Annotated in this window: 8 protein-coding genes; 4 read left to right on the top strand and 4 right to left on the bottom strand. The window is 76.4% G+C overall.

The window, feature by feature from the left end; genetic code table 11:
• Positions 1-32: 32 nt before the first annotated feature.
• Positions 33-968 (bottom strand): hydroxymethylbilane synthase, encoded by a 936-nt coding sequence (gene hemC / locus ACFCX4_RS29420; RefSeq protein ID WP_376148857.1) that lies wholly within the window; start codon positions 966-968, stop codon positions 33-35.
• Between the two features lie 42 nt (positions 969-1,010).
• Positions 1,011-1,724 (bottom strand): DUF2306 domain-containing protein, encoded by a 714-nt coding sequence (locus ACFCX4_RS29415; protein WP_376148854.1) that lies wholly within the window; start codon positions 1,722-1,724, stop codon positions 1,011-1,013.
• Positions 1,725-1,966: 242 nt separating this feature from the next.
• Between ACFCX4_RS29415 and ACFCX4_RS29410 the strand changes: the two genes are divergently transcribed.
• Positions 1,967-3,262: a sensor histidine kinase gene (locus ACFCX4_RS29410; RefSeq protein WP_376148851.1), complete on the top strand. Its 1,296-nt coding sequence runs from the start codon at positions 1,967-1,969 to the stop codon at positions 3,260-3,262.
• A complete protein-coding gene (locus ACFCX4_RS29405) occupies positions 3,259-3,984 on the top strand; it encodes a response regulator (RefSeq protein ID WP_376148849.1) in 726 nt (241 codons plus the stop codon). The genes ACFCX4_RS29410 and ACFCX4_RS29405 overlap by 4 nt, the downstream gene beginning before the upstream one ends.
• A 49-nt stretch (positions 3,985-4,033) precedes the next feature.
• On the opposite strand, the gene ACFCX4_RS29400 is transcribed toward ACFCX4_RS29405, so the two are convergent.
• Positions 4,034-5,236, bottom strand: a complete 1,203-nt coding sequence (locus ACFCX4_RS29400) for an MFS transporter (RefSeq protein WP_376148846.1) — start codon at positions 5,234-5,236, stop codon at positions 4,034-4,036.
• A 67-nt stretch (positions 5,237-5,303) separates the two neighbouring features.
• On the opposite strand from ACFCX4_RS29400, the gene ACFCX4_RS29395 reads away from it, so the two are divergent.
• Positions 5,304-5,666: a MerR family transcriptional regulator gene (locus tag ACFCX4_RS29395; protein ID WP_376148843.1), complete on the top strand. Its 363-nt coding sequence runs from the start codon at positions 5,304-5,306 to the stop codon at positions 5,664-5,666.
• 127 nt (positions 5,667-5,793) lie between these two features.
• Here ACFCX4_RS29395 and ACFCX4_RS29390 read toward each other — a convergent pair whose 3' ends face one another.
• Positions 5,794-7,491: a chitinase gene (locus ACFCX4_RS29390; RefSeq protein ID WP_376148840.1), complete on the bottom strand. Its 1,698-nt coding sequence runs from the start codon at positions 7,489-7,491 to the stop codon at positions 5,794-5,796.
• A 138-nt stretch (positions 7,492-7,629) separates the two neighbouring features.
• On the opposite strand from ACFCX4_RS29390, the gene ACFCX4_RS29385 reads away from it, so the two are divergent.
• Positions 7,630-10,956, top strand: coding sequence for a S41 family peptidase (locus ACFCX4_RS29385; RefSeq protein WP_376148837.1), 3,327 nt, complete (start codon positions 7,630-7,632; stop codon positions 10,954-10,956).
• Positions 10,957-11,107: the final 151 nt, after the last annotated feature.

Raw genomic sequence — 11,107 nt, 5'->3', positions numbered from 1 at the left:
GCCCGGTCCGGGGCGCCGCCGGCCGGTCCCGTTCAGTGCGGGATCGCGGCGATCAGCTCGGAGGCGCCCTGCCGCTTGAGGGCGAGGGCGGTCGCGGTGCCGAGGTCCTCCGGGCTCAGCGAACCGGCCCACTCGTGGGCGTCCAGGACCTGCTTGCCGTCCGGCGTGAAGACCCGCCCGCGCAGCGAGAGGCGGCCGTCCTCCTCGGCCCGGGCGTACCCCGCGATCGGGGAGTTGCAGTGGCCCTGGAGCACGTGCAGGAACATCCGTTCGGCGCTCGCCTCCCGCCAGGTCGGCTGGTCGCCGAGGCCGGAGACCGCGTCGATGGTGGCGGTGTCCTCCACCCGGCACTGGAGGGCGAGGATCCCGGCGCCGATCGGCGGGCACATCACCTCCGGCGTCAGCACCTCGCTGATCCGGCCGCTCTCCCCGATCCGCTCCAGCCCGGACAGGGCGAGCAGCAGCGCGTCGGCCTCCCCCGCCGCGAGCTTGGCGAGCCGGCTGTTGGCGTTGCCGCGCATCGGCACGCACTCCAGGTGCGGGTGGGAGGCGGCGAGCTGGGCCCGGCGGCGGACCGAGGAGGTGCCGATCCGGGTGCCGGCCGGCAGCCGGTCCAGGGTGAGGCCGCCCGGGTGGACGAGCGCGTCCCGGATGTCGTCGCGGCGCAGGTAGGCGGCGAACACGGTGCCGGCCGGCAGCGGGCGGTCGGCCGGCACGTCCTTGAGGCAGTGGACCGCGAGGTCCGCCTCGCCGGCGAGCAGCGCGGCGTCGACCTCCTTGGTGAACGCCCCCTTGCCGCCGAGCCGGGCGAGGTCGCCCATCCACCGGTCGCCGGAGGTGGTCACCGGCACCACCTCGGTACGCACCCCCGGGTGCAGGACGGCGAGTTCGGCCCTGACCCGGTCGACCTGGGCGAGTGCCATCGGCGAGGAGCGGGAGACGATGCGGATCAACTCTGCGGTGGTCATTGCTGGATGATAGGTCGTCATGACGCCGCCGGAGGTGCCGGGTCACCCGGCCGGCGGTGCCGCGGCGGGTCGCGGGAACCGGCCGATCAGGTGCTCGGCCACCACCAGGTTGATCAGCCAGCAGGTCCAGGCCACGGTCGCGTAGGCCTGCTCGAACGGGATGCCGACGAGGTCCGCCACCGGGAGCCAGATCCGCAGGGTGGCGGCGGCGAGGATCAGCGCGTAGGAGCGGGTGGCCCAGGCCCGGTGGCGGACCAGGTCGCGGCGCAGGGCGAAGCGGAAGGCCTGCGCCGAGGAGAGCAGCAGCAGGACGGCGAGCGCGGTGAAGCCGATCGGCGCGACCGGGCCGACCAGTCCCCGGGGGGCCAGCAGCAGGCCGCCGGTGCCGGTGGCCAGCACGGCGAGCAGGTAGAGCCGGCCGGTCAGGCGGTGCAGCCCCGGGCGGCGGGCGCGCAGCCGGGGCAGGAACTGCCAGGGGCCGAGCAGGATCGCGACCAGCCCGCCGCCGACGTGCAGGGCGAGCGGGACCCGGTTGGCCAGGTAGACGGCGCGCTGCTGGTCGAGGAAGACCTCCGGGTCGAGGGTCAGGTAGCGGGCGGTGAACAGCGCGGTGAGGAAGGCCAGTACGGTGACCGTCCACCAGCCCGCCCGGGCGCCCCGGCCGCGGCGCTGCGCGGGCCGGGCGGCGGGGGGCGGCGGGACGGGCGGGGCGGTCGGCGGGGGGACGGTCGGGACGCGGGACTCCGGGGTGTTCATGGCCCCGGACGCTACGGACCGCGGCCACCGGTGCGCGTCCGCCCGGCGGGGTCCCGGGACCTGCCCCGGACGGACGGCCCGGGCACCCCCGGAGGAGGTCCCCGGCCGGGCCGCGACCCCCGTCCGGACGGGTCCGCAATACCCCACCAGGGCGATGCGCGGGCCGGGCGGCCGCCGCTACCGTACGGCCCGTACGCCCGCACCACCGCGCGGCGGTCACTCCCCCGGACACCGGAGCCGCCATGACCTCCCCGCCGCGCACCCGGACGGCCGGCACCGCCGCGGCACCGTCGCGCCTCCCCGCCCCCGGAACGGTCCCGGGGCCGGGTCCGGGGCCGGACGCCCCCGGACCGGACGGCGGCGGCCTTCCCCCGGGCGGGCGGACGGCCCGCCGGACCGGGGCCCGGTTCCGGGCCGACACCCCGGCGCGGGCGCTGCGCGCGGTGTCCGCCCGGACGTGGGACGCGGTCCTCGCGGGCGGGTTCCTGCTGCTGATGGCGGCCGAACGGATCGGGGCCGCCGACGAGCTGCGCGGCGGTCTGCCGCTCGCCCTCGCACTGAGCGCGGCGGTGGCCGGCCCGCTGGCGGTGCGCCGCACCAGGCCGCTGGCCGGCTACCTGGCAGGCGCGGCCGCGCTCTCGGCCGAGGCACTGTTCGTGCTGCCGAGCCCGGTCTCGCCGTACGCCGACCTCGTCGGCCTCTACTCGCTCGGTCTGTACGCGACCCGCCGGCGCGCCTGGCTCGGGCCGTTCGCCGCCCTGCTCGGGATGGCCGCGTACTTCGCCGACCTCGGCCGGGCCTATCCCGTGATCCCGGCCGGGGTGCTGTTCCTCTGGCTGCTCGGCTGGGCGGTCGGCTACGGCACCGCGCGCCGCGCCGAGCAGCGCGAGGCCGCCCGGCTGCTGCTGCGCCGGGAGGTGATCGCCGAGGAGCGGGCCAGGCTGGCCCGGGAGCTGCACGACTCCGTCGGTCACACCCTGAACGTGGTGCTGGTCCAGGCCGGGGCGGCCCGCCGGCTGCTCGACCGCGAGCCCGAGCGCACCCGGGAGCTGCTCTCCGGAATGGAGCACACCGGGCGGGAGGCACTGGACGACCTCGACCGGGTCCTCGGCCTGCTGCGGCGCGGCGCGGCCGACGGGGACCCGGAGGGGGCGGCGCCGCAGCCCGGGATCGCCGATCTGGAGCGGCTGGCCGACCGGCTCGGCCAGGCCGGGCTGCTGGTGCGGACGCGGGTCGACCAGGCCGCCCGGCGGGTGCCGCGCAGCCTGGACGTGTCGGCGTACCGGGTCGTGCAGGAGGCGCTCACCAACACGGTCAAGCACGCGGGCGCCCGGAGCGTCGAGGTCACCGTGCGGTGCGCCGGCGGCCGGCTCCGGGTCGAGGTGCGGGACGACGGGCGGGGCGCCCCCGCCGGGTACGTGCCGGGGCGCGGGCTGCTGGGCGTGGCCGAGCGGGTCAGCGTCCTCGGCGGCCGGGTGGAGCACGGGCCGGGCGAGTCGGGCGGGTTCCGGCTGCGCGCCGAGCTGCCGGTCCCGTGACGGCCGCCGGAGGGCCGGGCGGCCCGGGCGCCGCACGGGTGCGGGTCGTGGTGGCCGACGACGACGCCCTGCTGCGGGCCGGGGTGTCCCTGGTGCTGGAGACCGACGACCGGATCGAGGTGGTCGGCCAGGCCGCGGACGGGCTGGCGGCGGTGGGCCTCTGCCGCGCGCTGCTGCCGGACGTGGTCCTGATGGACGTCCGGATGCCGGGGGTGGACGGGGTCGAGGCGACCCGGCGGATCACCGCGGCCGGGCTGCCCACCCGGGTGCTGGTGCTGACCACCTTCCACCACGACGACTACGTGTGGGGGGCGCTGCGGGCCGGCGCGGCGGGCTTCCTGCTGAAGCGGGCCTCGGCCGAGCGGCTGGTCGACGCGGTGCACACGCTGGCCGCGGGCGAGTCGGTGCTGGATCCGGCGGTCACCCGGGACCTGGTGGCCCAGGTGGTCGGCCGGGGCGGCGAACAGCCGCCGCCGGAGCCCGAGGACGTCCGGCTGGCCCAGCTGACGGCCCGCGAGCGGGAGGTGCTGAGGCTGGCGGCGGAGGGGCGGTCGAACCGGGAGATCGCCGCGCTGCTGGTGCTCGCCGAGTCGACGGTGAAGACCCACATGAAGCGGATCCTGGCGAAGATCGACGCCCGTGACCGGGCGCAGGCGGTGGCGATCTCCTACCGCGGCGGGCTGATGCCGCCCCGGGACCCGTCGTACGGCGGCGGGTACTGAGACCGGGGCGGCACCGGAAGGGGCCGGGGCCGGGAGGGCGTGGACGCGGTCAGGAGGCGGTGCCCGGCCGGCGGGCCGGGAAGGCGTGCACGCGGGCGGCGAGGACCACCGCAAGCACGGGCAGCAGCAGGAGCAGCACGGCCCACGGGAAGGAGCCGCTGCCGAGCCGGTCGAGCAGCAGGCCGCCCGCCACGCCCCCGGCGGCCATCGCCGCGTTCCAGAGGGTGACGAGCATCGTCTGCGCGGCGTCCGCCTGCTCCCCGCCCGCCTCGCCGGCGGCGGTCTGCAGCAGGGTCGGCACACCGCCCCAGCCGAGCCCCCAGAGCACGGCGGCGGCGTAGACCGCGGCGGTGCTGCCGGCCGCCAGGCCGAGCAGGGCGGCCGCGGCGGCGACCAGCAGGGTGGCGGCGAGGGTGAGCGCGCGCAGCCGGCGGTGGATGTGCGCGCCGGTCACCCAGATGCTCACCAGCGAGGCCACGCCGAAGGCGAGCAGCACGGCGCCGGTGGCGCCGCCCAGGCCCCGCCGGTCGAGGAAGGGCGCGATGTAGGTGTAGAGGACGGTGTGGGCGAGGACGAAGACGAGGGTCACCGCGAGCACCGGGGCGACGCCGGGGACGGCGAGGGCGCCCAGCACGGGGGTCCGTTCGCCGCGGGCCCGGCCGGGCACCTCGGGGACGGCGACGGCGATCCAGCCGGTCACGCCGACGGCGGTGACCGTCATCAGCAGGAAGACCACCCGCCAGCCGAGCAGTTCGCCGAGGAAGGTCCCGGCGGGCACGCCCAGCGAGAGGGCGAGCGGCGCGCCGGCCATGGCGACGGCGATGGCCCGGCCCTGCAGTCCGGGCGGCGCGAGCCGGCGGGCGTACCCGGCGAGCAGCGCCCAGGCGAGGCCGGCGGCGACCCCGGCGACGAACCGGGCGGCCATGGTGAGCGGGTAGCTGCCGGACAGCGCGGTGACGGTGTTGGCGACGGCGAAGCCGGCCATCGAGGTGAGCAGCAGACGGCGCCGGCCCCAGCCGGCGGTGGCCGCGGTGAGCGGGACGGCGGTGACGGCGGTGCCGACCGCGTAGACGGTGACGGCCTGGCCCGCCGCGGATTCGCCGACGCCGAGGTCGGCGCTCATGGCGGGCAGGACGCCGGCGGGCAGGGTCTCGGTGAGGACGGTGACGAAGACCGCGGTGGCGAGGGCCAGGAGCGCGGGCAGGGGCAGGGTGCGCCGGGTGTCGGCGGCGGGTCGGTCGGTGGTCCGCATGGCCGTTATGCTCAAACGCTCACACTGATGTGAGGGTCAATCGGGCCGGCTGTGAGGTGGGGCACACATGCGGATCGGCGAGCTGTCCGAGCGGACCGGGGCGTCCCGGCGGCTGCTGCGCTACTACGAGGAGCAGGGGCTGATCGTGGCCGCGCGCTGTGCGAACGGCTACCGCGCGTACGACGGGGCGACGGTGGACCGGGTGCTGCAGATCCGCGGGCTGCTCGACGCGGGGCTGCCCACCCGGATCATCAAACAGATCCTGCCCTGCCTCGACAAGCCCCGGGCGATCCACTTCGAGGACGCCGAGCCGGAGATGATCGCCACCCTGGAGGCGGAGCTGGCGGGGATGAGCGCGCGGATCGCCTGTCTGACCCGCAACCGGGACGCGATCGCGGAGTACCTGGCGGCGGTCCGGGTGGACCGCTGAGCGACGGGTTCACCCACCGCCGCCCGGCGGCCGCACCGGTGCGGCCGGAGGCCCCGGGCGGGCCGGCGCCCACCGGGACCTCCGGCCGTCGGGAGGGCCGGCCGCCGGACGGCCGGCCCTCCTCGCCTCAGCGGCGGAAGTAGGAGTCGAAGTTCTTCGAGAACTCCCGGCCGGCGAACTGGTCCCAGTTGATCGACCAGGTCATCAGCCCCCGCAGGCCGGGCTGGGCGCCCGCCTTCGGGACGTAGCTGCCGCAGTTGGTCAGCTTGGTGAGGCAGTCCAGGGCCTTGTTGACCTCGGCCGGGCCGACGTGACCGTTGCCCGCGTTGGTGGTGGCCGGCATGCCGATGGCGACCTTGGAGGCGGGCAGCGCCGGGAACACGTTGTTGGTGTTGCCCGCCACCGGGAAGCCCTTGAGCAGCATGTCGGTCATCGCGACGTGGAAGTCGGCGCCGCCCATCGAGTGGTACTGGTTGTCCAGGCCCATGATGGAGCCGGAGTTGTAGTCCTGGACGTGCAGCAGGGTCAGGTCGTCGCGCAGGGCGTGGATGACCGGCAGGTAGGCGCCGGCGCGCGGGTCCTGGCCGCCCCAGGGGCCGGAGCCGTAGTACTGGTAGCCGAGCTGGACGAAGAAGGTCTCCGGCGCCATGGTCAGCACGAAGTTCGGGCCGTACTTGGCCTTGAGCGTCTTGATCGCCGAGATCAGGTTGACGATGACCGGGCTGGTCGGGTTCTTGAAGTCGGTGTCACCGGTCTGCAGCGACAGCGAGTGGCCCTCGAAGTCGATGTCCAGGCCGTCCAGGCCCCACTTGTCGATGATCGCCGACACCGAGCTGACGAAGGCGTCCCGGGCGGCGGTGGTGGTGAGCTGGACCTGGCCGTTCTGGCCGCCGATCGAGATCAGCACCTTCTTGCCCTTGGCCCGCTTGGCGGCGATGGCGGCCTTGAAGTCGGCGTCGGACTCGACGGTCGGGCACTCGGTGACCGGGCAGCGGTTGAACCGGATGTCACCGGAGGTGACCGAGGTCGGCTCGCCGAAGGAGAGGTTGATGAAGTCCCAGGAGTCCGGGATGTCGGCCACCTTGGTGTACCCGGCGCCGTTGGCGAAGCTGGCGTGCAGGTAGCCGACCAGCGTCTTGGAGCCGGGCTGCGTGGTGGGCGTGACGGTCGGGGTGACCGTGGGCGTCACGGTGGGGGTCACGGTCGGGGTGACCGTGGGGGTGACGGTGGGCGTCACCGTGGGGGTGACCGTCGGGGTGACGGTGGGCGTGGCGGTCGGGCTGGGCGCGCCGGGGCCGTCCAGCGAGACGTCGTCCGCGTAGTAGGTGCCCTGGCCGTACCAGCCGTGGGTGTACACGGTGGCGCTGGTCTGGGTGGCGCCGGTGGTGAAGGTGGTGCTCAGCTTCTGGTAGGCGCCGCCGGTGCCGGGCGTCCAGGTGGCGGTGCCGCCGTCCACGCCGAGGTAGACGTACGAGCCCTTGACGTAGGCGCTGAGCGTGTAGGCGGTGTTCGGCGCGACCGTGACGGTCTGCGCGCAGCGGGCGGTGTCGCCCGCCGAGGCGGCCGCGGCCAGGGCGTAGGTGCCGCCGTGGGCCTGGCCGGTGGCGACGCTGCCGGTGCCGGCGGAGCAGCTCCACGGGCCGAGGGCGCCGCTCTCGAAGCCGCCGTTGACCAGGAACTCGCCGGCCGAGGCGCTGGGTGCCAGCCCCAGGGTCAGGGCGGCCATGGTCGCCGCGGCGACGGCCGAGGCGGTGCCGGCGGCCAGCGCGGCGCGCGAGCGGCGGGCGGGGGCGGGTGACGTGGGGGTCACAGGGGTTCTGCGCATGGGGGGGACTCCTCGCGGAGGCGCGGGTGTGGGGGTGTCCGGAGGCATGCGTCGGCGCGCACCGGTGGTGGGGGAACGGCGCGGCCTGACATACGAGTTGGACTAGACCACTGAAGTGGATTCGGCCGTACGGTGTCAATGGTCCAGACCGGTTCGGGCTTCCGGAGCGGCAGGTCGGGGGCGGTTCGGGTTGCCGTGCGTGACACCCCGTCGAAGCATGGAGGGGTGACGTCACCCGGTTACCTCCGCCACCCCCACCTGCGCGGGGGCCTGCTGGCGTTCACCGCCGAGGACGACGTCTGGATCGCCCCGCTCGACCCCGGCGCGACCGCCGCCGGCCGGGCCTGGCGGGTCAGCTGCGACCGCACCCGGGTCAGCCACCCCCGGTTCTCCCCCGACGGCCGCACCCTCGCCTGGACCGCCTGGCAGAGCCTCGCACCGGAGATCTGGACCGCCCCCGTCGACGGCGGGGAGGCCCTGCGGCTCAGCCACTGGGGCAGCCAGGACACCCGGCTGCGCGGCTGGCTGCCGGACGGCGAACTGCTCGCCGTCACCTCCTTCCACGAACCCTTCGGCCACTACACCTGGGCGCACGCCCTGCCCCCCGACGGCGGCCCCGCCCGCCGGATGCCCTGGGGACCGGTCGGCGACGCCCAGGTGAGCGCGGAGCGCACCGTGCTGCTCACCGGGGCCGCCCCGCACGAGCCCGCCGCCTGGAAGCGCTACCGGGGCGGCGCCACCGGCCGGCTCTGGGTCGACGGCGAGCGGATCCTCGACGGCCTCCCCGGCCACCTCGCCTCCCCGATGCCGGTCACCGCCGCCGACGGCGGCCGGATCGCCTTCCTCTCCGACCACGAGGGCATCGGCAACCTCTACTCCTGCCGCCCCGACGGCACCGGCCTGCGCCGGCACACCGACCACGCCTCCTACTACGCCCGCGAGGCCGCCACCGACGGCACCCGGATCGTCTACCAGCACGCCGGCGACCTCTGGCTGCTGGACGGTCTGGACGCCCCCGCCCCGCGCCGGCTGCGCGTCCCGCTCGGCGGTGCCCGGGCCGGCCGGCGCCCGTACCAGGTGAGCGCCGCCTCGCACGTGAAGGACCTCGCCTGCGACGCGACCGGCCGGGCCGGGGTGATCACCGTGCGCGGCAGCCAGTACTGGCTCACCCACCGCGACGGCCCGGCCCGCGCGCTCGCCGACACCCCCGGCGTGCGCACCCGGCTTCCCGTCGTGCTCGGCCGCACCGGCGAGGCCGCCTGGATCACCGACTCCCGGGGCGAGGACGCCGTCGAGATCGTGCCGCTGCCCGGCCACGAGCACGCCCCCGGACCGCACGGCCACCGGATCCTCGCCGCCGGCCGGCTCGGCCGCGTCCTGGAACTCACCGCCGCCCCCGACGGCACCCGGCTCGCCGCCACCACCTCCGACGGGCGGCTGCTGCTGGTCACCGCCACCGACGGCACCGTCCGCGAACTCGCCGCCTCCGGCCACGGCCCGGTCACCGGCGCGCGCTTCTCCCCCGACTCGCACTGGATCGCCTGGTCCCAGCCGGCCGCCGGCCGCTCGCTGCGCCGCGTCCGGCTCACCCGCGCGGACGCCCCGGCCCCGGTCACCGACGTGACCGACGGCCGCTTCGAGGACGAGCAGCCCGTCTTCACCCGGGACGGCCGCTACCTCGCCTTCCTCTCCTGGCGCGGCTTCGACCCCGTCCACGACGTGCACACCGGCGACCTCTCCTTCCCGCTCGGCTGCCGCCCCTACCTGGTGCCGCTCACCGCGGACACGCCGTCCCCGTTCGCCGCGCCCGACGAGGACGGCGCCCCGCACGGGGACGGCGGCGGCGACGGCACCGTCCGGGTCGAGGCCGAGGGCATCGGCGAGCGGCTGATCCCGTTCCCGGTGCTCGCCTCCAAGTACTCGGCCACCGACGCCGTCCGGGGCGGGCTGGTCTGGCTGCGCTGGCCCATCTCGGGTGTCCTCGGCCAGACCTTCACCAACCCCGACGACACCTCCGGCCGCCCCTCCCTGGAGTACTTCGACCTGGCCCGCGGCTCCCGGTCCACGCTCGCCGACCGGCTCGACGGGTACGCCGTCTCCGGCGACGGCGGCTCGGTCGCCGTCTACTCGGCCGGCACCCTGCGGGTCCTCCCGGTCGCCGCGCCGTCCGCCGGCACCACCGTCGACCTGCGGCGGATCACCCACACCGTGCACCCGGCCGCCGAGTGGCGCCAGGCCTACGCGGAGGCCGCCCGGATCGTCCGCGACCAGTTCTGGGACGCCGGCATGAGCGGGCTGGACTGGCCCGCGCTGGTCGCCCAGTACGAGCCGCTGCTGGAACGGATCGCCGGCCCCGACGACTTCGCCGACCTGCTGCGCGAACTGCTCGGCGAACTCGGCACCTCGCACGCCTACGTCACCCCGTCCCGGCGCGGCGAGGGGCCCGCGCTCGCCCAGCAGCCGCTCGGCCTGCTCGGCGCCGCCGCCCACCGCTCCCCCGAGGGGCGCTGGCTGGTCGACCGGATCCTGCCCGGCGAGTCCTCCGACCCGCGCGCCCGCTCCCCGCTCGCCACCCACGGGGTGCGCGCCGGCGACGAGCTGCTCGCCGTCGCCGGACGGCCCGTCGACCCGCTGCGCGGGCCGCTGCCGCTGCTCGCCGGCACCGGCGGGACGAGCGTCGAGCTCACCCTGCGCCGGGGCGGCCCGGACGGCACCGTCCGCCGGATCACCGTCACCCCGCTCACCGACGAGCGGCCGGTCCGCTACCAGGACTGGGTGGTCAAACGGCGCGCCCTGGTGCGGGAGTTCAGCGACGGACGGTGCGGCTACCTGCACATCCCGGACCTCGGCGGCTCCGGCTGGGCGCAGTTCAACCGGGACGTCCGGCGGGAGTTCGACAAGCCCGCGCTCGTCCTGGACGTACGCGGCAACGCCGGCGGCAACGTCTCCGAACTCGTCCTGGAGAAGCTCACCCGTCACGTCCTGGCCTGGGACTTCAGCCGCGGCCGGGAACCCGTCCGGTGGCCGCGCGACGCCCCGCGCGGGCCGCTGGTGGCGCTCGCCGACGAGGCCACCAGCTCGGACGGCGACGTCGTCATCGCCGCCATCCGGCTGCTCGGCCTGGGACCGGTGGTCGGCAACCGGACCTGGGGCGGGGTGGTCGGCATGACCGGGCGGCACCTGCTCGGCGACGGGACGCAGATCTCGGTGCCGAAGAACGCCTCCTGGTTCACCGGCGGGCTCGGCTGGTCGGTGGAGAACCGGGGCGTGGAGCCGGACGTCCACGTGCTGCGCACCCCCCGGGACTGGGCGGCGGGGCGGTACCCCGAGCTGGTCACGGCGGTGCGGCTGGCGCTGGAACTGCTGGACGACGCCCCGGCCGCCGTCCCGCCGCCGGCCGACACGCCGCGGCCGGACCTGCGCCGCCCGGCCCTGCCGCCCCGCGAACGGCCCCGGGAGGGCTGAGGCCCCGGGACCGCCGAAGCCCCGCACGCCGGGAGGACCGGGCCCGGACGACCGGCGGAACCTGGACCTGAACGCCTGGCTGACGGCCTTCACGACCGACCTCGTGCCCGGCTTCCAGCGCCAGATCTGGCTGGTGGACTCCTGCCAGACC

This window comes from Kitasatospora sp. NPDC056327 (genome assembly GCF_042261735.1).
In the GTDB taxonomy this organism is placed as follows: Bacteria; Actinomycetota; Actinomycetes; order Streptomycetales; family Streptomycetaceae; genus Kitasatospora.
This window is presented reverse-complemented; position numbering and strand designations above follow the sequence as displayed.

Excerpts from the sequence above, each read along its gene's own strand:
- hemC (WP_376148857.1), bottom strand. The coding sequence starts at position 968 with ATGACCACCGCAGAGTTGATCCGCATCGTCTCCCGCTCCTCGCCGATG.
- ACFCX4_RS29415 (WP_376148854.1), bottom strand. The coding sequence starts at position 1,724 with ATGAACACCCCGGAGTCCCGCGTCCCGACCGTCCCCCCGCCGACCGCC.
- ACFCX4_RS29410 (WP_376148851.1), top strand. The coding sequence starts at position 1,967 with ATGACCTCCCCGCCGCGCACCCGGACGGCCGGCACCGCCGCGGCACCG.
- ACFCX4_RS29400 (WP_376148846.1), bottom strand. The coding sequence starts at position 5,236 with ATGCGGACCACCGACCGACCCGCCGCCGACACCCGGCGCACCCTGCCC.
- ACFCX4_RS29395 (WP_376148843.1), top strand. The coding sequence starts at position 5,304 with ATGCGGATCGGCGAGCTGTCCGAGCGGACCGGGGCGTCCCGGCGGCTG.
- ACFCX4_RS29390 (WP_376148840.1), bottom strand. The coding sequence starts at position 7,491 with ATGCGCAGAACCCCTGTGACCCCCACGTCACCCGCCCCCGCCCGCCGC.
- ACFCX4_RS29385 (WP_376148837.1), top strand. The coding sequence starts at position 7,630 with ATGGTCCAGACCGGTTCGGGCTTCCGGAGCGGCAGGTCGGGGGCGGTT.